The organism is Pseudoduganella rhizocola, from assembly GCF_045984285.3.
Taxonomy (GTDB): domain Bacteria; phylum Pseudomonadota; class Gammaproteobacteria; order Burkholderiales; family Burkholderiaceae_D; genus Rugamonas.
On sequence record NZ_JBJQIK030000010.1, the window covers coordinates 102,934 to 124,736 of the forward strand.

General features: G+C 65.2%; 20 protein-coding genes. 5 read left to right on the forward strand and 15 right to left on the reverse strand.

The genetic code is table 11. The features are described 5' to 3' along the window. Window positions 1-144 precede the first annotated feature (144 nt). On the forward strand, window positions 145-729 hold the full coding sequence (locus ACJRPG_RS20245; RefSeq protein WP_408001922.1) for a TetR/AcrR family transcriptional regulator: 585 nt from the start codon (window positions 145-147) through the stop codon (window positions 727-729). Here the strand turns inward: ACJRPG_RS20245 and ACJRPG_RS20250 are convergent. Continuing rightward, a complete protein-coding gene (locus ACJRPG_RS20250; RefSeq protein WP_408001923.1) occupies window positions 726-1,604 on the reverse strand; it encodes an NmrA family NAD(P)-binding protein in 879 nt (292 codons plus the stop codon). The genes ACJRPG_RS20245 and ACJRPG_RS20250 overlap by 4 nt on opposite strands. A gap of 115 nt (window positions 1,605-1,719) precedes the next feature. Between ACJRPG_RS20250 and ACJRPG_RS20255 the strand changes: the two genes are divergently transcribed. Continuing rightward, window positions 1,720-2,289 carry a TetR/AcrR family transcriptional regulator gene (locus tag ACJRPG_RS20255; protein ID WP_408001924.1) on the forward strand — a complete coding sequence of 190 codons (570 nt, stop codon included), beginning with the start codon at window positions 1,720-1,722 and terminating at the stop codon, window positions 2,287-2,289. 5 nt (window positions 2,290-2,294) lie between these two features. On the opposite strand, the gene ACJRPG_RS20260 is transcribed toward ACJRPG_RS20255, so the two are convergent. From ACJRPG_RS20260 to ACJRPG_RS20300, 9 genes are all read right to left on the reverse strand, one after another. Beyond that, complete coding sequence (locus ACJRPG_RS20260) at window positions 2,295-2,981, reverse strand: glutathione S-transferase (protein WP_408001925.1); 687 nt, start codon at window positions 2,979-2,981, stop codon at window positions 2,295-2,297. Window positions 2,982-3,056: 75 nt separating this feature from the next. Next, window positions 3,057-3,668 carry a TetR/AcrR family transcriptional regulator gene (locus ACJRPG_RS20265; protein ID WP_408001926.1) on the reverse strand — a complete coding sequence of 204 codons (612 nt, stop codon included), beginning with the start codon at window positions 3,666-3,668 and terminating at the stop codon, window positions 3,057-3,059. A gap of 75 nt (window positions 3,669-3,743) precedes the next feature. Continuing rightward, a complete protein-coding gene (locus tag ACJRPG_RS20270) occupies window positions 3,744-5,156 on the reverse strand; it encodes an efflux transporter outer membrane subunit (protein WP_408001927.1) in 1,413 nt (470 codons plus the stop codon). Continuing rightward, complete coding sequence (locus ACJRPG_RS20275) at window positions 5,156-8,290, reverse strand: efflux RND transporter permease subunit (protein ID WP_408001928.1); 3,135 nt, start codon at window positions 8,288-8,290, stop codon at window positions 5,156-5,158. Before ACJRPG_RS20275 ends, ACJRPG_RS20270 begins: the two co-directional genes overlap by 1 nt. 15 nt (window positions 8,291-8,305) lie before the next feature. Further along, entirely contained in the window at window positions 8,306-9,475 is a 1,170-nt protein-coding gene (locus ACJRPG_RS20280) for an efflux RND transporter periplasmic adaptor subunit (RefSeq protein ID WP_408001929.1), read from the reverse strand. A gap of 111 nt (window positions 9,476-9,586) precedes the next feature. Next, a complete protein-coding gene (locus ACJRPG_RS20285) occupies window positions 9,587-10,429 on the reverse strand; it encodes a hypothetical protein (protein WP_408001930.1) in 843 nt (280 codons plus the stop codon). Next, a complete protein-coding gene (locus ACJRPG_RS20290) occupies window positions 10,430-11,194 on the reverse strand; it encodes a ThuA domain-containing protein (protein WP_408001931.1) in 765 nt (254 codons plus the stop codon). Continuing rightward, on the reverse strand, window positions 11,191-12,000 hold the full coding sequence (locus ACJRPG_RS20295) for a MaoC/PaaZ C-terminal domain-containing protein (protein WP_408001932.1): 810 nt from the start codon (window positions 11,998-12,000) through the stop codon (window positions 11,191-11,193). The genes ACJRPG_RS20290 and ACJRPG_RS20295 overlap by 4 nt, the downstream gene beginning before the upstream one ends. A gap of 61 nt (window positions 12,001-12,061) precedes the next feature. Then, window positions 12,062-12,934, reverse strand: a complete 873-nt coding sequence (locus tag ACJRPG_RS20300) for a LysR family transcriptional regulator (RefSeq protein WP_408001933.1) — start codon at window positions 12,932-12,934, stop codon at window positions 12,062-12,064. A 112-nt stretch (window positions 12,935-13,046) separates the two neighbouring features. Here ACJRPG_RS20300 and ACJRPG_RS20305 point away from each other — a divergent pair, with 112 nt between their 5' ends. After that, complete coding sequence (locus ACJRPG_RS20305) at window positions 13,047-13,964, forward strand: DMT family transporter (RefSeq protein WP_408001934.1); 918 nt, start codon at window positions 13,047-13,049, stop codon at window positions 13,962-13,964. A 3-nt stretch (window positions 13,965-13,967) separates the two neighbouring features. On the opposite strand, the gene ACJRPG_RS20310 is transcribed toward ACJRPG_RS20305, so the two are convergent. Beyond that, window positions 13,968-14,756: an NIPSNAP family protein gene (locus ACJRPG_RS20310; RefSeq protein ID WP_408001935.1), complete on the reverse strand. Its 789-nt coding sequence runs from the start codon at window positions 14,754-14,756 to the stop codon at window positions 13,968-13,970. Between the two features lie 90 nt (window positions 14,757-14,846). On the opposite strand from ACJRPG_RS20310, the gene pdxR reads away from it, so the two are divergent. Continuing rightward, window positions 14,847-16,292, forward strand: coding sequence for a MocR-like pyridoxine biosynthesis transcription factor PdxR (gene pdxR / locus ACJRPG_RS20315; RefSeq protein ID WP_408001936.1), 1,446 nt, complete (start codon window positions 14,847-14,849; stop codon window positions 16,290-16,292). A gap of 6 nt (window positions 16,293-16,298) precedes the next feature. On the opposite strand, the gene ACJRPG_RS20320 is transcribed toward pdxR, so the two are convergent. The 3 genes from ACJRPG_RS20320 to ACJRPG_RS20330 are packed head-to-tail and all read right to left on the reverse strand — an operon-like array spanning window position 16,299 to window position 19,289. Next, window positions 16,299-17,351, reverse strand: coding sequence for an ABC transporter substrate-binding protein (locus ACJRPG_RS20320; RefSeq protein WP_408001937.1), 1,053 nt, complete (start codon window positions 17,349-17,351; stop codon window positions 16,299-16,301). A 3-nt stretch (window positions 17,352-17,354) separates the two neighbouring features. After that, window positions 17,355-18,560, reverse strand: a complete 1,206-nt coding sequence (locus ACJRPG_RS20325; RefSeq protein ID WP_408001938.1) for an MFS transporter — start codon at window positions 18,558-18,560, stop codon at window positions 17,355-17,357. Further along, window positions 18,561-19,289 carry a class II aldolase/adducin family protein gene (locus ACJRPG_RS20330; RefSeq protein ID WP_408001939.1) on the reverse strand — a complete coding sequence of 243 codons (729 nt, stop codon included), beginning with the start codon at window positions 19,287-19,289 and terminating at the stop codon, window positions 18,561-18,563. A 249-nt stretch (window positions 19,290-19,538) separates the two neighbouring features. Here ACJRPG_RS20330 and ACJRPG_RS20335 point away from each other — a divergent pair, with 249 nt between their 5' ends. Beyond that, window positions 19,539-20,579 carry an ABC transporter substrate-binding protein gene (locus ACJRPG_RS20335; protein ID WP_408001940.1) on the forward strand — a complete coding sequence of 347 codons (1,041 nt, stop codon included), beginning with the start codon at window positions 19,539-19,541 and terminating at the stop codon, window positions 20,577-20,579. 16 nt (window positions 20,580-20,595) lie between these two features. Here the strand turns inward: ACJRPG_RS20335 and ACJRPG_RS20340 are convergent, their stop codons facing one another. Next, entirely contained in the window at window positions 20,596-21,777 is a 1,182-nt protein-coding gene (locus ACJRPG_RS20340; protein ID WP_408001941.1) for a sigma-54 interaction domain-containing protein, read from the reverse strand. Window positions 21,778-21,803 lie beyond the last annotated feature (26 nt).

Below are 21,803 nucleotides of genomic sequence, written 5' to 3' on the forward strand. Positions count from 1 at the left end.
CTAACGCGCCCTGCGGCGCGCGTATGTAGCCGAAGCGCCCGGCATCTTGTAGGAGGGCGGCTCCGGGCACTGGCACCGTGCGCTGGATTTAGAGATCATGTAACATCTAAATTCAATGGCATACCGCCTTCACCCTGGAGCACCATGAGAAAGTCGAGAATTGAAGCTGCGGAAACCCGTGAACGCATTGTGGCCGCGGCATCCGAGGAATTCCGGCAGGCGGGCATCGCCGGTACCGGCCTCACTGCGCTGATGGCGGGCGCTGGACTCACCCACGGCGGCTTTTACAAGCATTTCGATTCGAAGGAACAGGTAGCAGCGGAAGCCTGTGCGCACGCCATCGGGCAAATTGAAAGCGCGATGCGCGATGCCGGCGCCGCCCATCGCGGCACGGTGCCGCTGCACGGCGCCATTGACAGCTACCTGTCCGCGGCACACCGCGATACGCCGCAGCGGGGTTGCCCATTTGCGGCCCTGGGCGCAGAACTCGGCCGCTCGGGTGGGGCATTGCAAGCGACCGCCAGCGAGGGCATCGAACGCATGGTGGCGCTGTTTGCGCAACAGAATCCCGCCAGCGGCCATGCCGAGGCCCGCCGCAGCGCCATGGTGGCCTTGTCCGGCATGGTGGGAGCGTTGATGCTGGCGCGGCTGGCAGCCGGCGAGCAGCTCTCGAATGAGCTGCTCAAGGCAATGCGCCAGCACCTTGGCGCCCAGGTTCCGGGCGATTAATCGAAAGCGGCCCGGTGCGCCTGCACGAACTGCTGCACCGTCATCGGCGGCGTACCGGTCAGCGCTTCGATCACCTGGTCGCTCCCTTCAAACACGCCGTTCTGGCAGTCGATGCCCACCTCGACCAGGTGCTGGATGATATGCGGCCAAAGGCCGCTTTCCGCCAGGCGTTCCCTGTACTCGGAAATTGAAATCGGCTCATAGCGCACTTCCTTTCCCAGCACTTCGCCGACGGCGGCCGCGATCTCATGTTCATTCATCTCCTTCGGGCCGTTCAGCACATAGGTCTTGCCCCGGTGCGGCAGCGGGTCGGCCAAAATGGCTGCAATGGTCCGGCCCTGGTCTTGCGCCGCAATGGGTGCGTGCCTGCCTTCGCCGAACGGCAGTTTGATGACGCCTTGCTCGCGGATCGCCTGCCGCACATGCGGATACAGCAGCCATTCCGCAAAGTAGGTGGGGCGGATATGCGTAACGGGTACGCCGGACCAGTCGAACACGCGTTCGGCAATCCAGTGATTGCGCGCTGCATTGCTCTTTGAAACGCGGCGCGCCGATATCTGCGACATGTTGACCACTGCCTGCACTCCCGCTTCGCCCGCCGCCTGGGCGAAATAGGCGGTCGCTTCGATCAGCTCCGGCCGGATCGGATAAATGAAATAGGCGCCCGTTATGCCTTCCAGCGCGCCGCGCACAAAATCGAGATCGAGCAGATCGCCGACAACAACTTCGGCCCCGGCCGCGCGCAGCTGCGCGGCCCTCTCGTCCTCCCGATGCACCAGTGCCCGTACCGCCTCCCCCTTTTTCAACAGCTCCCTGCAGGTGTAACCGCCGGTGTGGCCGGTGGCGCCGGTGACAAGATATCGCTTACTGCTCATGATGGCCTCATTTAGATGTTGATTGAAATCCAATTAGAGCTCAATCGACATCCAAATGTCAAGCACCTGTCTATCAACCGATAGGTATAATCATGGTTTTCCGCGAGGAGCAGTTTTGAGCACCCCCACCGATACCCGCGAAATGATCATGGCGACTGCGCGCCGCATGGTGCAGGCGCGCGGCTATAACGCGCTGAGCTTCCGCGACCTGGCGGACCTGGTTGGCATCAAGAGCGCAAGCGTGCATTACCACTTTCCGACCAAGGGCAACCTGGCTGCGGCGCTTGCGCGGCGCTATACGGAAGAAGGCGTGGCGCACCTGGACATGCTGGCGGCCGCGGAAGGCAGCATCGAATCGCTCATCGTGGAGTACAGCAAAATCTTCCGCGCGGCGCTGGTGGACGACAACCGCATGTGCCTGTGCGGCATCATGGCCGCCGAAACCGGCGACTTGCCTGAGGAAGTGCGGGTGGAGGTAAAGGGCTTCAACGACGCCAATGTGGCCTGGCTGAGCCGCCTGCTGATGGAACGCCGCCCGGACATGGCAAAGCCGCAGGCGCGTTCGCGCGCTGCGGCCATTTTCGCTGCCATGGAAGGCGCCCAGCTGGTGGCGCGCAGCCGCGGCGACGTCAAGCTGTTCGACAGCATCGTCGAGGCCTACCGGCTGGCAGGCCTGTTCAGCTGATCAGCTCAGAAACCAAGCCGCTTCAGGTCTTCCGCCACGAAGGACTGGCTGCCGCGCTGCGCTACCGCCGGCAGGGCTGACACCCGGTCCTGCCAGGCTTTCAGGGCATCCAGATCGTCAGGCATGGCAAGTCCTGCCGCCCCGGCGAACATCAGGCCGGCGAACACGGTGATGTCCGCCATCGAGAATGTATCGCCCGCCACATACGGCTGCGTGCGCAGCACCGCATCGAAGTAGCGCATGCCTTCGACCGCGCGCCGCCCTTCCCGCTCGCCCCACTCCTTGCGGCCGCCCCATTCCGGACTTTTATGGGCTTGCAGGTCGGCGCCCAGGCCGGACGTCGCATGATGAAAATAATGTCCGACCGCGTCCAGCAGTTCGGATTCCGCGCGGCGCTGCATCATGTGGATCTGGCCTTTTTCCCGCGCGGTACGGCCGGTCAGCAGCGGCTTACCGTCAAGATTGTCCAGGTATTCGGTAATTGCGGTGCATTCTGCCAGCACCGTGCCGTCATCCAGTTCAAGCGCAGGCAGCACAGCAAGTGGATTGCGGCTGCGGTATGCGGGCTGTTTATGCTCAGCGCCGATCAGGTCGACGCTTACATTCTCTACCCGGTCCGCCAGTCCTTTCGCCGCAAGGACGATGTGAATGCGGGCGGGATTGGGGAAGCCAGGGCGTTCATACAATTTCATTTTTCATTCCTTATCTATCTATCGGTAGATAGATAATATAGGACAGACTTCCGGCCTGTCAACAGCTTGAGAAAATCAGCTGTAAAGCAGGCCGCGGATGGCGAAAATATACGAGTCGAGAATGGCGGCTTCGCTGAGGCCGGGATTGTGCAGTGCACGGGCATGCAGGCCCTGGATCAGCGCGATGATCGTCTCGCTGCGGCCCTCGATGGTGGCGTCGTCTACCGCCAGGCCATGCTGCGCGCGGCCTGCACTGAGGATGGTGCGGAAATGGTTGCGCGTGCGGCGGTCGGCATCGGTGACCACGGCCGCAATCGCCGGATTGCGGGTAGCTTCGGCCGAGATCTCGAACTGCAGCGCCCAGGCATCCCGCCCCATATTTTCGCGGATGCTGCGCGGCAGATCCTCCACCATCGCCTGCAGGATGTCAGGCTGCTCGCCCAGGTTGGCCAGCAGTTCAAACACGCGCGCCACATTGTCTTCGACGAAGGCGGCGATGATCGCATCCTTGCTGTCGAAGTAGTTGTAGATATGGCCCGCGCTCATGCCTGCCGCCTTCGAGATTTCGGACATGCTGGCGCCATGGAAGCCGCTGCGGCCGAAACAGGAGGCTGCCGCCTCCAGCACCTGGCGGCGCCGGTCGGCTGCTTTGTCGGGATCCTTGCGGCGTTTTTCCGTGGTGCTCATCGCTCTCTCGTGCCTGGTTCGTGCATGGGGTCAGGCCGTACTTTGGGCAAGCCGGCCCGGTTTGTCAATCCGCGCCTACTGCCAGCCGCCACCCAGGACCTTATACAGCGTGACCTGGTTGCTGGCCTGCGCCAGCCTTGCGCCGATCAGGCCTTGCTGCGCCGTGTACAGTGCGCGCTGCGACACCAGCGCGTTCAGGTAGGACTCGGCGCCCTTCTGGTAGCGCGCCTCGTGGATGCGGTAGCTCTTTTCCGAAGCCTGCGCCAACGCCGCCTGCGAGGCCACGCGTTCGCCCAGCGTGCCGCGCTGCGCCAGCGCGTCGGCCACTTCGCGGAACGCCGACTGGATCGCCTTCTCGTACTGCGCCACGGCGATATCGCGGTCCGCCTGCGCCACGCCGAGCCGCGCCTGGTTGGCACCTGCGGTGAAGATCGGCAGCGTCATCTGCGGCACAAAGCTCCACGCGCCGCTGCCCGCCTTGAACAGGCCTGACAGGGCGCCGCTCGCGCTGCCGGCCGACGCCGTCAGCGAAATGCTGGGGAAGAAGGCCGCGCGCGCCACGCCGATATTGGCCGATGCAGCCTGCAGCGAACGTTCCGCCGCCAGCACGTCCGGACGGCGCACCAGCACGTCGGAAGGCAGCCCTTCCGGCAGTGCCGCCATGCCGGTGACGGAGACCAGCGCGCCTTGCGGCAGCAGCTCCGGCGGCACCTCGACGCCGGCCAGCAAGGTCAGCGCGTTGCGGTCCGCCGCCACCTGCGCGGTGTACAGCGCCATATCGCTGCGCGCCGCTTCCACGCTGGTCTGCGCTTCATACATATCGAGGCCGGAGGTGGCGCCCGCATCGAAACGGCGCTTGCTCAGCTCATAGCTGATCTGCTGGCTTTTCAGCGTGTCCTGGGCGAGGCGCAGGCGTTCCTGGTCGGCCGCCAGCGTGAGCCAGGCGTTCGCCACTTCGGCCACGAGGCTGATCTGCTGCGCGCGCCGCGCTTCCTGCGTGCCGAAATACTGCTGCAGCCCGGCTTCGGACTGGTTGCGCACCTTGCCGAACAAATCCAGCTCGAAGGCGGAGATGCCGAGGCCCGCGCTGTACTGGCGGTTGATGGTGGCCTGGCCGTTCGGCGCCAGCGCATCCGGCACCCGGTTCGCCGTCTGGCTCGCCGTGGCGCCCAACTGCGGCAGCTGCTGGGCGCGCGCCACGCCATATTCGGCGCGGGCGCGTTCGATATTCAGCACCGATACGCGCAGGTCGCGGTTGTTTTCCAGTGCGAGCGCGATCAGCTTGCGCAGGCGCTCATCCTGGATGAAATCGCGCCAGGCGATATCGGCGGCGGCGCTGCTTTCGCGCTTGCCGCCGACGCCGTAAGCATCGCCTTGCGGCCATTGCGCGCTCACGGGCGCGGCGGGCTGCTTGTAGACCGGCGCCAGGTTGCAGCCCGCGAGCAGCATCGGCATCGCCAGTACGGCAGCGAAGAGTGATTTGTTCATCAATGCGTTTCCTTTACGAGTGCGCTGGCAGGCTGCGGCCGCGAGAACCAGCCGCGCACCAGCACGAAGAACACCGGCACGAAGAAGATGCCGAGGAAGGTGGCCGTCAGCATCCCGCCCAGCACGCCTACGCCAATGGCGTTCTGGCTGCCGGAACCGGCTCCGCTGGCAATTGCCAGCGGCAGCACGCCGAGACCGAATGCGATGGAGGTCATCAGGATGGGGCGCAGGCGCAGGCGTACCGCCTGCAGCGTTGCGTCACGCAGCGCCATGCCGGACTCCTGCAGTTCCTTCGCGAATTCCACAATCAGGATGGCGTTCTTGGCCGACAGCCCCACCACGGTCAGCAGGCCGACCTGGAAGTAGACGTCGTTCGCCAGGTGGAAGCCCCAGGTTGCCAGCACCGTACCGATCACGCCCAGCGGCACCACCAGCAGCACCGAGAACGGCACCGACCAGCTTTCATACAGCGCGGCGAGGCAGAGGAAGACGATCAGCAGCGAGATCGCATACAGCGTTGGCGTCTGCGAACCGGATTCGCGTTCTTCCATCGACAGGCCGGTCCACTCGAAGCCGATACCCGGCGGCAGCTGGGCCACCATCTTTTCCACTTCCGCCATGGCGGCGCCCGAGCTCACGCCTGGTGCGGGCACGCCCAGCACCTCCATCGAAGACAGGCCGTTGTAGCGTTCCAGGCGCGGCGACGCGTAGATCCACTGGCCGCTGGCGAAGGCGGAGAACGGCACCATCTCGCCCGCGCTATTCCGCACGAACCACTTGTTCAGGTCTTCCGGCACCATGCGCGAATCGGCCTGTCCTTGCATGAAGACCTTCTTCACGCGGCCACGGTCCACAAAGTCGTTCACATAGGCCGAACCCCAGCCCACGCTCAGCACGCGGTTCACTTCCGCCAGCGACAAGCCCAGCGCAGCAGCACGCTGCTGGTCCACGGTGATCTTGTACTGCGGGGTGTCGTCCTGCCCGTTCGGGCGCACGCCCACCATCAAAGGGTTCTTCGAGGCCATGCCCAGCAGCTGGTTACGTGCCGCCATCAGCGCCTCGTGGCCCACGCCGCCCTGGTCCTGTAGCTGCAAATCGAAGCCGCTGGCATTACCGAGTTCCAGAACGGCCGGCGGCGCAAAGGCGAACACCATGGCATCACGCAGCTGCGAGAAGGCGCCCATGGCGCGGCCCACGATGGCGCTGGCACGGTTCTCCGCGCCGGGACGCTCGGCCCAGTCCTTCAGCTTCACGAAAGCGATACCGGCATTCTGGCCGCTGCCGCCGAAGGAGAAGCCCGCGACGGCAAACACGGAAGCCACGTTCTGCTTCTCCTTCGTCAGGAAGTGCTGCTCCACCTGTTCGATGGTTTTCAGCGTGCGTTCCTGTGTCGCGCCGGTCGGCAGCTGGATCTGCGAGAACAGCACGCCCTGGTCTTCTTCCGGCAGGAAGGAAGTCGGCAGGCGCATGAACACCACCGCCAGCACGGCCAGCAGCACGGCATAAACGATCATCGAACGGCTGCTGCGGCGGATCATATTGCCCACCCAGCCCTGGTACTTGTCGGTGCTGCGCTCGAAATTGCGGTTGAACCAGCCGAAGAAGCCCCGATTACTCAGGTGATGACCCTCCTCCACCGGCTTGAGGAAGGTAGCGCACAGCGCAGGCGTGAACACCATCGCCACCAGCACCGACAGCACCATGGCCGACACGATGGTGATGGAGAACTGGCGGTAGATCACGCCGGTGGAGCCGCCGAAGAAGGCCATCGGCACGAACACGGCGGACAGCACCAGGGCGATACCCACCAGGGCGCCGGAGATCTGGCCCATGGACTTGCGCGTTGCTTCTTTCGGCGAAAGCCCCTCCTCCGTCATCACGCGCTCAACGTTCTCCACCACCACAATGGCATCGTCCACCAGCAGGCCGATGGCGAGCACCATAGCGAACATGGTCAGCGTATTGATCGAGTAGCCCAGTGCGGACAGGATGGCGAAGGTACCGAGCAGCACCACCGGCACCGCCATGGTCGGAATCAGCGTGGCGCGGAAGTTCTGCAGGAACAGGTACATCACGAGGAAGACCAGCACCACGGCTTCGGCCAGCGTCTTCACCACTTCCTCGATCGACAGCTTCACGAAAGGCGTGGTGTCGAAAGCGACGACCGCCTTCATCCCCTGCGGGAACTGTTTGCTCATCTGGTCCACGCGCACCTTCACCGCTTCGGCGGTATCCAGCGCATTGGCGCCGGTGGCCAGCTTGATCGCAAGGCCGGTGGCAGGCTTGCCGTTGAAACGCGCCACCGTGTTGTAGTTCTCACGGCCGAGTTCCATCTTCGCCACGTCGCGCAGGTGCACGGTAGCGCCGCTGCTGGTAGTCTTGAGCAGGATGGCGCCAAACTGTTCTGCGGTTTGCAGGCGGCTCTGTGCGGTCACGGTGGCATTCAGCTGCTGGCCCGGCGCGGCGGGCGCGCCGCCGAGTTCACCGGCCGACACTTCGGCATTCTGTGCCTGCACGGCGGCAATCACATCGCTCGGCGTGAGCTGGTAGCTTTGCAGTTTGGCCGGGTCGAGCCAGATACGCATCGCGTACTGGGAGCCGAACAGGGTCACATCGCCAACGCCTTCCACGCGCGACAGCGGGTCCAGCACATTGGCCGCCACATAGTCGCCCAGGTCGGCGTTGTTCATGCTGCCGTCTTCGGAAACGAAGCCAAGCACCATGAGGAAGTTCTTGGTGGCTTTCGACACCACGAGGCCTTGCTGCGTAACGGCGGAAGGCAGCAGCGGCGTTGCCAGCTGCAGCTTGTTCTGCACCTGTACCTGCGCGATGTCCGGATTGGTGCCGCTGCGGAAGGTCAGCGTGATGTTGATGCCGCCGGTCGAATCGGAGCTGGAGGCCATATAGCGCAGGCCATCGATGCCCTTCATCTTCTGTTCGATCACCTGCGTGACGGCGTCTTCCACCGTCTTCGCCGAGGCGCCGGGATAGGAACCGCTGATCGAAATCGAAGGCGGCGCAATGCTCGGATACTGCGAGATGGGCAGGCCAAGAATCGAAATCACACCCGCGAGCATGATGACGATGGCGACCACCCACGCGAAGATGGGCCGGTCAATGAAAAATCGTGCCATGAATGAATCTCCTGCTTAGTGCGCGGCTGGTTTAGTGGCTGATCCAGCGGCGGATGCGGTAGCCGCGACAGGCGGCGCAACGGTGGCCGGTGCGCCCGGCTTCACCTTCTGCACGCCTTCCACGATGACGCGGTCGCCTGCGGCAAGGCCGGACTTCACCAGCCAGCGGTCGCCCAGCGTGCCGCCGGTGACGAGCACGCGCTGCTCGACGATGCCTTTATCGTTCAGCACCAGCGCCGTCGCCTCGCCTTTCGGATTACGGGTAACGCCCTGCTGCGGCACGGCGATGGCCTGCTGGTCCACGCCGTTCTCCACGATGGCGCGCACGAACATGCCGGGCAGCAGATCGTGCTTCGGGTTCGGGAACAGTGCGCGCAGCGTGACATTGCCGGTGCCGGGATCGACGCTGGCATCGGCAAACTGCAGCTTGCCCTGCTGCGCATAGCTGCTGCCATCGGCCAGCTTCAGCGTGACCTTGGCCTGGGCGCCGGACTTGCCTTCAAACTGGCGCTTCAGGCGCAGCATTTCCTCGGCCGACTGGGTTACGTCCACATAGATCGGATCCAGCTGCTGCACGGTGGTGAGCGTGGCGGCCTGGCCCGCCGTCACCAGCGCGCCCGGGGTGACGTTGGAGCGGCTGATGCGGCCGGAGATCGGCGCACTGACCTTGGTGTACTGCAGGTTGATGCGCGCGGTTTCCAGCGCGGCGCGGGCGGACTCCACGTCCGCCGTCGCCTGGGCATGCGCTGCCACGGCGTCGTCATAATCCTGGCGGCTCACGCCTTCGATCTCCACCAGTTCCTTGTAGCGCTTCACTTTCGGGCCGCTGGTGAGCAGGTTCGCTTCGGCACGCGCCAGCGCAGCCTTGGCCGAGTTCCAGGCAGCCTGGTAGGTGGCCGGATCGATCTGGTACAGCTGCATACCCGCCGTCACGTCCGCGCCTTCGGTGAACAGGCGTTTTTGCACGATGCCGCCGACCTGGGGCCGCACTTCGGCCACCTGGTAAGGCGAGGTGCGGCCGGGCAGCTCGGTATTCACCGCCAGCGCCTCCGGCTTCACGGAATAAATACCGACCTGCGGCGCCGGCCGCGCGGCGGCGCCCGCTGGCGCTTCCTTAGAAGAATGACAACCAGCAGCCAGGGCCGCAGCGCAGGCAAGAAGAAGAATTCGGGGCGTCGTTTTCATAAATTTTGGCAGACCAATATTAGAATGAACGATCATTCTAATACAAATCAGAAAAAATTTCTTAATCGGGGTCTGACGGGGGCGCCGAGCCACCGATTAAAAAGCAATTGTTTAGAACTGGAAACTAAAGGCGGAGGCGTCGTCAGCGTTCTTGACCGCCAGCGCGGCGCCGGAGGCCAGCGCGTTCTCGTGGGCACGCAGGATGCGCCCTGCTTCTGCCAGGCCTCCCCTGGAGCACAGATCGAACAATCCGTCGTCTGTATAAAGACCGTAGTTTTCGACCAGACGGTAGAAGCCATCCGTCATCCCCAAGAGCATGGCGCCGCTTTCAATCTGCAGCGCCGCGCTGCGCGCAACGAAGGTCCCGCCGGGTGCAATGCACAGCGCAGGCGGCACGTCGGTCGTATTCATCCACTCGCGCCGCGCCCGCAGCATCGGCAGCAATGCCTTCTTGCGCTCCGCGCCGTCCGTGATGCCGGCAGCCGTCAGCTGCGCCACGGCGTCGCGCAACACCGCTTCCTGCGGATTAACCCAGTAATTGAGGTGTTCGATCCTGCCGTCCGCATGGCGCAGCAGCAGCTCGCAATCGCCGATGCAGTACGCTCCCAGCTTGCGGTCCTCCCGGATACGCACCCAGCTCATGGCGCCAACGGGCCAGGCATGCAGCGGCACATCGATGCCCTGCGTTCGTTCGAGGAAGGCGGCATGCACGTCTTTCAGGGCCAGTATCAAGCTGGCGTCCTGCGCACGCCCCGGCGCCGCGTGCACTTCGAGCGCGCGTGCGAACTGGCCCACCATCCACGCGGCATCGCCATTCACCTCATCCACATAAGCGCGGTCGGCCACCGAGGTGCCGCCATCGAGGATCACGATGTCGGTGATGCCGTCCTTGTGCCAGCTGGCGATCAGGTCTTCGTTTGCATTGTCGCCGCCGGGCAGTGATATCTGGTCCATTCAGTCTGCCTTGAACCCACGGCCGGTAGCCGCCCAGTAAATGCCGCCGTACAGGTGGTGGCGGAACACGGAGTCGCTGTAGGTGCCCGGCAGGTGGCCGAGCGCGGTGTAAAAGGAGCGGCCGCCATCATAGTTCTGGTACCAACTGATGGGGTGGAAAGCGCCCATGCCCTTGCCTTCGCGGTCCGGCCATTTGGTCTTCGGATCGTAGGTGCTTTCGTCGACGGACAGCAGGTATTTCAGCTTGTCCGAGCGCGCAGGTCCGAACTCATACCATTCCTCGGTCGCCAGCGAGCGCGGTGCGAAGCGCTCCATCCCGGGGAAATTGCGGTCTTCCACTTTCAGCACGGCCGTCTGCACGGCGGGGTGAATCCTGAACATATGGCCGACAAGGCGCGTGTACCAGTCCCAGTCATACTCGGTATCGGAAGCGCTATGGATGCCTACGTAGCCGCCGCCCGCCCTGATATAGCGCTCGAAGGCCGCCTGCTGCTGCTCGTTCAATACGTCGCCGGTGGTCACGGCGAAGATCACGGCCTTGTACTTTGCCAGCTCCTTGTCGTTGAACACGCGGCCTGCGTCCTCGGTCCAGAACACGCCAAAGTCGTGCAGCTTGCCGAGCTCCTGCACCGCCGTGACAGCTGCGTGGGTTGAGTCGTGGTGCCAGCCAACGGTTTTGGTGAAGAGAAGAACATTGAACTGTTCTGCATGGACGCTGGATGCGAGCAGCAGGCCGAGAAGCGCGGGGATGATTTTTATCGTCATGGGTTCGTTGGGTCGAGGTCAAAGCTGCCTTCAAGCGCCGTCCTGCCCGCGCTGGCGACGCTAAATATACCGTTTTTTGCATCAAGGCTCATTGCCAGCGACGCGCCGAGCGGCACCGGCGACCGGAAGCGGCCTTCCAGCCTGCGCACATGTTCGCCGGTCGCCTGCTCCAGCAGCGCGCAGGATTTGGCCAGCGTATGCATGCCGTGGATGATCGGTCCCGGAAGTCCCATCAGCCGCGCGCTCCAGAACCACAGGTGGATGGGATTCCAGTCGCCGGACAGCATGGCGTAGCGGCGGCCCTCATCTGCAGCGATGCGCCACGTACCGGCGGCTTCGCCCACCGATGCCGGCGGCACTTCCACAGGCGCGGACTCGCGCGCCCTGCCGCGCACGGCGAGATATCGGCTGCTGCAGCGGAACACGGTCACGCCATCCTGCACCGCGTCGGTAAGATATTCGCAGTAGTGCGCCCCGCGCGCGGTCGGCGGCTCGATGCTCACCCGGGTATGCAGCGTGTAAGAGCCTGGCGCAAGCCGCGCGAGTTCCTGTAATGCGTTCGACACGTGCACCATGCCCGCAATGCGGAAGGGGAAGTCCTTGCGCAGCATTGTGGCGAGATGCGCACGCTGCACGGCGAGGTAGTAGTAAGTGAGCGGAACCGCTTGGCCGCTAAAGCCGAAGGCGGCACGGTAGCGCGCAAGGAGCAGCCTGTCGATGGGTTCTGCGATGAACACCGTCTGCAGCTCCCCTCCCCCGCCCTGCGGCTTCTTCAGCAGCGCACGCAGCAGGATGGCTGCGCTCATGGGCGGCAAGCGGGGTATCGGGGTGCTCATCCAGCAACAATATGGCAGCGGGGCCGCAGCGTCAAGCAAGGCGTTCGCGCAGGTGCTGCTTCAGGAAATCGCCCAGCGCCTTTACGCGCTGCACCTTGCGCAGGTCGGGATGGGTCAGCACCCACACCCGTGTGTCAAGCGCGGGCAAAGGCTCCGCCAGCCGCACCAGCCCGGCGCGCGCGTCGCCCAGCAGGCAAAGCAGCATGCCGACGCCCATGCCCGCCGCCACGGCTTCCACCATTGCGTGCAGGCTGTCGAGGCGGCAGGCCACCCGTTCCGGCGGAATATGCGCGTCCACCCAGCGCGCCTGCTCCAGGTGCCGCAGCGCTTCGTCCGGCGCCACCCAGTCCAGTTCCTGGATCGATACCGCGGTTTGCCGCGCCAGCCAGCCGGCCGTTGCATACGGCGCCGTGCGCAGCACGCCTACCTGCGTGCCGACCAGGTCGTCCGGCGGCTTGTTGGAGGGGCGGACCGCAATATCGGCTTCGCGCCGCGTCAGGTTCAGGAAGTGGTTGTTGACTGTTACCTGCAGGCTGATGCCGGGATACTCCTCGCGGAAGGCGGCCAGCAGCGGAGCCAGCACGCCATGCAGCAGCGTGTCGGTGGTGGTCAGCGTTACCTGGCCGCTGAGCGCCGCATCCTGCCCTCCCAGCTGGCGTTCCGCCGCGGACAGCTGCAGGGCCAGCGGCGCAAGCTGCTCCTGTAGCCGCAGGCCCGCCGCCGTCAGCACATAGCCTGTCTGAAAGCGCTCGAACAGGCGCACTTCAAGGCGCTTCTCCAGCGCCTCCATGCGGCGCATCACGGTGGAATGCGTGAGGCCGAGCCGCTTGGCGGCAGCGGACAGCGACCCGGTTTCCGCAACGGCCAGGAAATAGCGCAGGTCTTCCCAGTTCGACTTGTGCATTAATGCTCAACCCTTCCGCATGTTTTGAGAATTGATGAACATTAAAGCACAAACTACATTGGCCCTGTTATTGACTCGAAACCTGCAAGACCATGTGGATAGGAACATGACTATGGAACCCGTACTTGTAATCCTCACGCTCGCGGCAGGCGCCATGCTGCCTTTGCAGGCTGCCGCCAATGCGCAGCTGAGCAAGGCGGTTGGCAGTCCCTTCCTCGCCACCACCATGCAGCTGTTTGCCGCCACGGTCCTGCTGCTGGCCGCAGCCGCTGCGATGGGGCAGTTGCCAGCCATTGCGCGGCTGCCGTCGCTGCCCTGGTGGCACGCATCGGCAGGCGTGGCGAGCGCGTTTTATGTGATGGCCGGTATCGCGCTGTTTCCACGGCTCGGCGCCGTGAAGACGATAGGCCTCTTCATTGCGGGCCAGATGCTGGCTTCCGTGACACTCGACGCAGGCAGCGCGCGCGGGCTGTCAGGCATCACGCTGGCCGGCACCGTGACCGTGCTTGCCGGCGCGGCGATGATCGTGCGCGGGCAGGCGAAACCGGGCAGCGCCTCACCGGCGCGGACTGGCATGCAATGGCTGGCGCTCGCGGTGCTGGCCGGCGCCGTGCTGCCGGTGCAGGGCGCCGTGAATGCCCTGCTGCTGCGCGGGCTGGGTGCACCATTGACCGTGGGCGCAATCAGCTTCGCCGTTGCGACGCTGGCCATGCTCGCGGTACTGGCCGTGCTGTTCGCCACAGGAAGGCTCAAGCGGCAGAATGGCGCCGGGCTGGCTGGCATGCCGTGGTGGGGATGGATGGGCGCCCTGTCTGGCGCCTTCTACGTGACCACGGTGTTCACCGCCCTGCCCCGCCTGGGCGCGGCGGCGGCAGTCGGGCTCACCATCGCGGGACAGCAGCTCTGTTCCATCGCCGTGGACCACTACGGCATGCTGCGGCTGCCACGCCAGCCGGTGCATGCGGTGCGCCTGGCGGGCGTGGCACTGCTGATGGCGGGCGTGGGCTGCCTGAAGCTGCTGACTGCCTGAGGCCTACTTCAGCAGCGAGCGGCCGGTAGGCGCCAGCATCAGCACTTCGGGTGGACGCGCCAGGGACTTGTACAGCGCGGCGAACAGCTCGCCGCGCCAGCGCAGGTCCTGTCCCAGCGACTGCTGGAAGCGCTCATAAGCGGCGCGGTCGTCGAAGCGGGCGAACCAGACGAATACGTTGGCATCCTCGCGCACCGGCAGCTGTTCGAAGGTATTGCGGCTCTTTTCGGAGACCAGCCGCGCCACGATGCGGGCGCCGTGTCTTTCGAACAGCGGCATCAGCTCGCGGTTGAAATGCTCAACGAATTGCGGCGGCACCTCCTGGCCGAAATGGTAGATGTTCGCCGCCACAAAGCTGCCCGGCGGCGCGGCGCCATAGGCCGCACGGCGCGCCGGGTCGTATGCAAAGCCGCTGCCTGGCGACGCCGGGCGCAGCAGCAGCACATTGTCGTTGTCGTACAACGTGGCATTGGCGGCGCTGCGGTTCGCCTGCCACAGCGGACCGAAATAAAAATCCGTCAGCGCCTTCTTGCGCGCTTCCATGCCCGGGAAACCCCGTACCCAGGTAAAGCGGTCCGGATCATTGATATCGCGGAAGGTGGCCAGCACCCGGATGCCCACAGCTTCCTGCGACTCGACGAAGCGCTCCTCAAACAGGCTGGCCAGCGCTTCCCGGGTGCCGGGATAGTTGATGTACTGGCGCAGTTCAATCACATTGCAGCAGTCCGCAGCCGCCGCGCCGCCCGCCGAGGCGGCCAGCGCCATCATGGGAAGCCATTTCCTGAAATGCATAGAGACCCTCCTTCAAAGTCCGCCCACTATAGAAGCACGGTGGTACCATAGGAAGTACCACAAGTACACAAAGTGATAGGACTACAAGCCATGGACTACGCCATCCTTCTCGGCGACTTCGAACGCCAGCAGGAGGTCTCGGGCTGGCCGCGCCAGCGCGTGATCCATGCCTGCCTGCGCAATGCGATCCTCAGCGGGCGGCTCGGTGCCGGTACCCGGCTGCTGTCCAGCCGCGAACTCGCGGCCGAACTGGGCGCTGCGCGCAATACGGTGCTGTATGCCTACGACCAGCTCTCGGCGGAAGGCCTGATGGAAGCGACGCGGCGCGGCAGTGTGGTGGCCCGCCTTGGCGCACCGGGCGGCAAGCCGGATGCCGCGCCGGCCGCACAGGCTGCGCTATCGCGCCGCACCGCTGCGCTGCGCAGCCTGCCACCGGCCGGGGTGCTGGCCACCGCCTTTGCGCCCGGCGTTCCCGCCCTGGATGAATTTCCGCTCCAGCTGTGGCGCCGCCTGATCGACCGCGCCTGGCGTCACATCGTGCCCGCCCAGCTGGATTATGCCGATGCGGCAGGCCAGCCGGCCTTGCGCCACGCGCTGGCGGAATACCTGTGCGCCTCGCGCGGCCTGCGCTGCGATGCCGGGCAGGTCATCGTCACCACCAGCACGCAAGCCAGCCTTGAGCTGTGCGCCCGCGCCCTGGCCGATGCCGGGCAGACCGCGTGGATCGAAAACCCCGGCTACTCGGGCGCGCTGGCCGCATTCCGCGCCGCCCAGCTGCGCACGGTGGGCATTGCGGTGGATGAAGAAGGCCTTGCTCCCACTGTGAGGGACTGGAAGCGCGCGCCGCCGCGCCTGATTTACACGAGCCCTTCGCACCAGTATCCCTGCGGCGGCGTGCTGGGCCTTCCGCGCCGCATTGCGCTGCTGGCGCGGGCGCGCGAGGCGGGCGCCCTGATCATCGAGGACGACTACGACTCGGAGTTCCGGCATGACGGCCCGCCGCTACCGGCGATGCAGGGGCTGGAGCCGGACGCACCGGTGATCTATCTCGGCACCTTCAGCAAGAGCATGTTCCCCGGCATGCGCACCGCCTTCATGGTGGTGCCCGCAAACCTGGCGGCGCCCTTGCGCGCAACGCTGGCGCGCATGCCGCATCATGGCCGCGTGGCGGAACAGGAGGCGCTGGCCGTCTTCATCCGTGAGGGCCATTTCATGATGCACCTGCGCCGCATGCGCCACCTCTACCGCGAACGGCGCGATGCGCTGCTGGAGGCCATCGAACGCGAGCTGGGGGACCTTTGCACGGTGCATGGCGCCAGTACCGGCATGCACCTCGCGCTGCAATTCACCGATCCCTCATGGAACGACGCGGAGATCAGCGCCCGGGCCCTGGCGCGCGGAATTTCCGCCGCGGCCCTGAGCACGCACGTTTCCGGCCTGCGCAGCCAGCACTGGAACGGCCTGGTGCTGGGCTACAGCCAGGTGCCTGCCGACACGGTACGCGCCAGCCTGCAGACCCTGGCGGCTGCCTTCTGAGAGGACTCAGGCCGCCTTCGGCTGGCGCGCGAGCGCTGCCTCGAATGGCCGCGCGTCCACCCAGGCGCGCACGTCCACCGCCGCAGGCAGGAACTTCCAGCGCAGCAGGAAGTCGCTGAAGTCCTGCAGGCCTGCGATATTCGCTTCGCTCAGCGAGGTATTCAGGCGCAGGTGCGCATCCCCGCCATAGGCTGCATTCACCCAGTATTCGCTGCTGTTCGATTCACGCGCCAGGAAGCGCCGCGTATCATCAGGGTTCACGTGCGCCCATGCCTCGGCCTTCAGCACCTGGCTGACGATTTCAACCGCCGCTTCGAAGTGGTTATCGATCAGATGAGCGTCGACGGTGAGCGTGCGCGGCGTGCCGTTGTTGGCGCGCACCAGCGGTTCAGGATGGATACCGGTATCGATCACCGTGTGCAGGCCGAACAGCTGCGCCAGATGGGCAGCGCTCGCGCCCTTGAGGAAGATGGCGTCCACCTCGCCGCGCAGCAGGCCCACCAGCTCCGCCGCCTGTCCGCCACGGCGATTGCCGCCAAAGACATTGGTGCCGGCAACCCGCTCCGCAGGCGCTTCGCTCTGGCCGTTTTCGATGACGAAGTCCACCAGCTCCACATCGCTGACCTCAAGGCCCTCCAGCCGCAGCGCGTTTTCCAGGCCGCGGATGGCCTGCGCACGGGCGAAATCGATTTGCGCCTTCACCCATTTCGGCAGGCCGAAACGGCGGCCTTTCAGGTCGCGCACGGTACGGATGCCGCTGCCGGGCAAGGTGAGGATGCGCTGCGTTTCATCCGCCCACGACAGGCCGATCACGCGGGTTTCGCGGCCCGCCGCACGTGCCCAGATGGCAGGGATATTGCCGCCGTGGCGTACCGAATTCTGCAGGGTGTGGTCGAAGTGCGATTCGCGTACGGCCTGGTCGTCCGATTCGCGCAGCGATTTCACGCCGGTCGATTGCGCTCTGAAGGCCTGCTCCAGCCAGCCCTGCTGCAGGGCGATGCCCAGGCCCGTGGGAACCGGGCAGCGGGTGTACCACAGGGTGTCGAGATGCTTGCTCATGATTTACTCCTTTGATGGTTTGAGATGGAACAGCAGCCATGCCGCCGCCCAGGGGCAGAGCCACAGCAGGAAGACATTGCGCAGGCCGATGCCGTCAGCCAGGCGGCCAGCAACGAGTGCGCCGATACTGCCCCCCGCCATGGCGAACAGCGTGAGGTGCGAGGACACGCGCGCCTTGTCGACCGCCGCGCGGGCAATGCGGTCAGTGTTGACGAGGTTATTGACGCCCAGCCCGGCGCCCAGCAACCCAGCGGCCAGCAGGTAGGCAGGTGCAAAAGGCAGCAGTCCAAGCAGCAGCAGGGCCAGCATGATGCCCAGGTGCGCCGCGCCGTAAATGCGGCGGCGATGAACGCTGCGCAGGACCGCACCGCCCAGTCCCAGAAGGACGGCAACAAAGCTCAGGCCCTGCACGGCCATCAGCCATACCGCATGGTCGCGCGGCCAGTGCAGTTCGCGGATCGCCAGCAGCAGCGAGAACACGCCGACGCTGGAAGCGGTGAAACTGGCCAGGATTTCGAAGCAATAGGTGATGCGCACCGCTGGTATGCGCAGCAGTGCACGCCAGGGCAGCGCAGGCGCGCCATCGTTCTTTCTTTGTGCCGTTTGCGCTGGCAGCACCTGCCAGCCCAGCACCGCCAGCGTGGCGAATGCCGCCGCCGAAACAAGGAAGCCCGCCTGCAGGCCCAGATGGGCGATCAGGTAGTTGCCCGTGAGGGGGCCCAGGAACTGGATGCCCAGCGTCAGCGTGCCCTTGTACCAGCCGGCCTTGCCCTGCCCCAGCTGCGGCAGCCTTTGCAGGAACACGGTGCTCATGGCCACGATGCGCAGCGAGATGCACAGGCCCGCGAGGAACATCGCCAGCGCCACCCAGTGCCAGCCCGGCAGCAGCGGCAGGATGCAGAACAGCGCGGCCAGCGTGAGGCTTACGCCGCCATACCAGTAGCGAGGATCCCCACGCGCCAGCAGCCGTCCCGCAGGCAGGGTGCCGAGCGCCATCGCAATGGTCTCCGCGCTGCTGATAATGGCCAGTTGCAGGTTGCTGACATGGAGATGCAGCCCAAGCAAGGTGGCCAGCACCTTGTTCATGCCGATGGTCAGACCGGACAGCAGCGTCAGGCCGATAAAGCCCATCAGGAAGCGGCGCACCTCCCTATCGTGCGGCGCCGCGAGTTCCTGCGCCGCCGCAGCGCCGGCAATATCGCGCGCCACTTACAGGTCGCTGGCCGGCAGCAGGGACAGCGAGCGCGCGGTTTCCACCAGGTTGCTCATCTTCCATTGCTGGAGCAGCACGCCGGGACCGAAGTCGCGCGAACCGCCGATGGCCTCGGCCGTGATCTGGATCTTCGCGCCCTCTTCCAGGATCTGGATGAACTCCGCCAGCTTGAGCAGGCCTTTCTTGCCCCACACGGTGGCGCCGCCGTTCGCTTCCAGGATGGCCGTGTTGTGCGTATTCAGCTTGATCTGGCCGAGGATAAAATCCACCTCCGGCTGGCGGCGGTCGATATAGATAGGGATCTCGCGCACCAGCTGGAATCGCTGCACGGGCACGTAGCGGATAGGCAGCGTGCGGTGGGTCTGCGCCCAGGCGCCCAGCGAAGGCGAATGAACATGCGAAATCGAGGTGATGTCCGCATGTTCGCGGAACAGTTTAAGGTAACGCGCGCCGCCGGCCGGGTTGCCCTGGTAGACCGTGCCGTCCAGGCCTACCACGGTGGCCACCAGCGCCTCGCCCTTGCGGAACGGGCCCGGATCATTCACCACCACCACCTTGTCCTCACCGGGCACGCGCTCCACGAAGCCTACCGTGCCGAAGGCCGTCAGGCTGCCCGTTTCGCGGAGTACCGTAAAGGCATGCTGCGCATCCTTGCGCACCTGTTCCGCAAAAGCCAGCGTGGCTTCGCTCAGTTGTATGGTTTGTGCTGCTTCTGCTTCCGCCATGTCATTCTCCATTCGAAAATGGCCGCACCGGATAGCGCGGCTTCGTACGTATGGTTCGCAAGACACGTGCCAGCATCCGGCGCACATGCGCGCCGGCCTTCCTGCTTGGAAGCGGGCAGCGCATGCTGGCGCAACAGCAGCACGCGTGCCGCGAGCTGGCCGAAAGCCAGCATTGCAGCAGGTACGTTTCCTGCAAGGAGAAGGGCAGCCCGGCATTTCCGGCCTATCCAATCAACCGAGAGCACATCCATGAGCATCGACACTATCTGGTTCACCCGCTGCCCTGTCCCCACCGCCACCGGCCTGGCGTATAAACTGGGCTGGCTGGACGAGGAATTCGCCCGCGACAGCATCAAACTGCAAACGCTGCAGGAAGTCGGAGGCGAACTGGCCCGCCATCATTACGACCACGAGCTGCAGGAGCTGATACGCGAGGGCGGCAACCTGTTCGCCCTTCCCGCCCGCGCCCAGGGCGCCGATACGCGCCTGGTCGGCCTGACCTGGATCGACGAGTGGCAGTCCATCCTTGTCCGCCCCAACTCCGGCATCAAGCGCCCGGCCGACCTGCGCGGCAAGCGCCTTGCGCTGCCGGTGTTCCGCCGCATCGACATCGAAGAGAACAAGCGCGGACGCAGCATCGCGCGCGGCATGAGCCTCGCTGGCTACCATGGCGTGCTCGCTTCCGCGGGGCTGTCGCTGGATGATGTGTCGCTGGTGGAAATCGGTGATGCCGAGGCCTCCCCTGCCGGTTCGGCTCCAGGCGCCAGCCTTTGGCACGGCATTGAAGCGCTGGTGCGCGGCGAGGTGGATGCGGTGTACGTAAAGGGCGCCGCAGCCGCCGATGCGGCGCGCGCCGCAGGCGTTGTGGTGGGCATCGACCTGGACCAGCTGCCGGACCGCCGCTTCCGCGTCAACAACGGCACGCCGCGCCCGATCACAGTTCACCAGCACTTCCTGGATCATCACTTCGACCTGGTGGTGCGCTTCCTGGCGCAGACGCTGCGTGCGGCCGACTGGGCAAAAACGCACAAGGAAGAAGTGCTGAATATCCTGAAAGGCGAAACCCGTGCGGGTGACGAGGCGGTGGCTGCCGCTTACCGCGACGGTTTCCATACTACGCTGGCGCCGGACCTGTCGGAAGAACGCCTCAGCCTCTTCGAGCGCCAGAAGAACTTCCAGCTGGCGCACGGCTTCCTGGACCGCGACGTCGATGTGAGGGCCTGGGCCGATCACCGCCCGCTGAAGGCAGCCCATGACCTGCTGCGCGAGAACGCACGCGCGGCGGCCTGAAAGGAAAAAGCCGGCGTCAGTTCAGGACGCCGGCTTTCTTGAGATAGGTGCGCAGCACATTGCGGCTGATATTCAGGTAGCGCGCGGTGCGCAGCTGGTTCCTGTCGCTGCTTTCCCATGCCGTGAGCACAAGCTGCAGCTGCAGCGCCTCGAAGGTGATCTGTTCGCCGGAATCGAGCAAAGCCTGCCAGGCCGCGTGGAAGCGGTCCGACTCGCGCAGCGAGGGCAGCGGCTCCGGCGCCGCAGGCGGCGCGGATGGCGCGGGAACGAAGCCCGCATAAGGCGCTTCCGGCGCCACGGCGCGCGGCGCGGCGGACATCAGCGGCGACAGGCTGAGGTCATGCGCCGCCACCCGTCCATTGCGGCATACAAGCAGCGCACGATGTATTACGTTTTCGAGTTCACGGATATTGCCCGGCCACGGATACTGGCGCAGCGCGTGCTCCGCTTCCGGCGCCAGTTCGATATCGCCAAGGTGCAGGCGCTCCGCGTAGGTGTGCAGGAAATGGCGCGTCAGCGGCATCACGTCGCCCGGCCTTTCGCGCAGGGGCAGCAGCGGCAGCGAAATCACCTGCAGCCGGTAGTACAGGTCCTCGCGAAAGCGCCCTGCCCGCACAGCTTCCGCCAGGTCCACGTTGGTCGCAGCCATCAGGCGCACATCAATCGGCACCGCACGGCGCGCGCCGAGGCGCACCACTTCCCTTTCCTGCAGCACGCGCAGCAGCTTCACCTGCATCGGCATCGGCAGGTCGCCGATTTCATCGAGAAAGAGCGTGCCGCCATTCGCCGTCTCGAACCAGCCTGCCTTGGCCTGCGCGGCACCGGTAAAGGCGCCCCGCTCATAACCAAACAGCTCGCTCTCGATCAGCGTCTCGGAGAAGGCGCCGCAGTTAATCGCAACGAACTTGCCCTTGCTCCGGCTGCTGAGGGCGTGCACGTGGCGCGCAATCAGCTCCTTGCCGGTGCCGGTTTCGCCGGTAATCAGCACGGTGGCCTCGCTCGGCGCCACGCGTTCGATCAGCTCGTGCAGCTGGCGCGAACGCGGGTCGGCAAAGACAAAGGCCGTGGCACGCACCAGCAAACTGGTTTTCGGCGCATCGCTGAAGGCAACCAGCGGTTCGGATTCCGCGTCGCCACCTCTGGCGAGATGCGCACTGCGGGCCAGCTCGGATGGGAAGTGTTGTGCAGTCAGGTTCATGCTTCGACTATAGCCTTGCTGCGCTG

What these genes read in the sequence shown, in the direction of transcription:
- ACJRPG_RS20245 (WP_408001922.1), top strand. Translation starts at nt 145, where the DNA reads ATGAGAAAGTCGAGAATTGAAGCTGCGGAAACCCGTGAACGCATTGTG.
- ACJRPG_RS20250 (WP_408001923.1), bottom strand. Translation starts at nt 1,604, where the DNA reads ATGAGCAGTAAGCGATATCTTGTCACCGGCGCCACCGGCCACACCGGC.
- ACJRPG_RS20260 (WP_408001925.1), bottom strand. Translation starts at nt 2,981, where the DNA reads ATGAAATTGTATGAACGCCCTGGCTTCCCCAATCCCGCCCGCATTCAC.
- ACJRPG_RS20265 (WP_408001926.1), bottom strand. Translation starts at nt 3,668, where the DNA reads ATGAGCACCACGGAAAAACGCCGCAAGGATCCCGACAAAGCAGCCGAC.
- ACJRPG_RS20270 (WP_408001927.1), bottom strand. Translation starts at nt 5,156, where the DNA reads ATGAACAAATCACTCTTCGCTGCCGTACTGGCGATGCCGATGCTGCTC.
- ACJRPG_RS20275 (WP_408001928.1), bottom strand. Translation starts at nt 8,290, where the DNA reads ATGGCACGATTTTTCATTGACCGGCCCATCTTCGCGTGGGTGGTCGCC.
- ACJRPG_RS20280 (WP_408001929.1), bottom strand. Translation starts at nt 9,475, where the DNA reads ATGAAAACGACGCCCCGAATTCTTCTTCTTGCCTGCGCTGCGGCCCTG.
- ACJRPG_RS20285 (WP_408001930.1), bottom strand. Translation starts at nt 10,429, where the DNA reads ATGGACCAGATATCACTGCCCGGCGGCGACAATGCAAACGAAGACCTG.
- ACJRPG_RS20290 (WP_408001931.1), bottom strand. Translation starts at nt 11,194, where the DNA reads ATGACGATAAAAATCATCCCCGCGCTTCTCGGCCTGCTGCTCGCATCC.
- ACJRPG_RS20295 (WP_408001932.1), bottom strand. Translation starts at nt 12,000, where the DNA reads ATGAGCGCAGCCATCCTGCTGCGTGCGCTGCTGAAGAAGCCGCAGGGC.
- ACJRPG_RS20300 (WP_408001933.1), bottom strand. Translation starts at nt 12,934, where the DNA reads ATGCACAAGTCGAACTGGGAAGACCTGCGCTATTTCCTGGCCGTTGCG.
- ACJRPG_RS20305 (WP_408001934.1), top strand. Translation starts at nt 13,047, where the DNA reads ATGGAACCCGTACTTGTAATCCTCACGCTCGCGGCAGGCGCCATGCTG.
- ACJRPG_RS20310 (WP_408001935.1), bottom strand. Translation starts at nt 14,756, where the DNA reads ATGCATTTCAGGAAATGGCTTCCCATGATGGCGCTGGCCGCCTCGGCG.
- pdxR (WP_408001936.1), top strand. Translation starts at nt 14,847, where the DNA reads ATGGACTACGCCATCCTTCTCGGCGACTTCGAACGCCAGCAGGAGGTC.
- ACJRPG_RS20320 (WP_408001937.1), bottom strand. Translation starts at nt 17,351, where the DNA reads ATGAGCAAGCATCTCGACACCCTGTGGTACACCCGCTGCCCGGTTCCC.
- ACJRPG_RS20330 (WP_408001939.1), bottom strand. Translation starts at nt 19,289, where the DNA reads ATGGCGGAAGCAGAAGCAGCACAAACCATACAACTGAGCGAAGCCACG.
- ACJRPG_RS20335 (WP_408001940.1), top strand. Translation starts at nt 19,539, where the DNA reads ATGAGCATCGACACTATCTGGTTCACCCGCTGCCCTGTCCCCACCGCC.
- ACJRPG_RS20340 (WP_408001941.1), bottom strand. Translation starts at nt 21,777, where the DNA reads ATGAACCTGACTGCACAACACTTCCCATCCGAGCTGGCCCGCAGTGCG.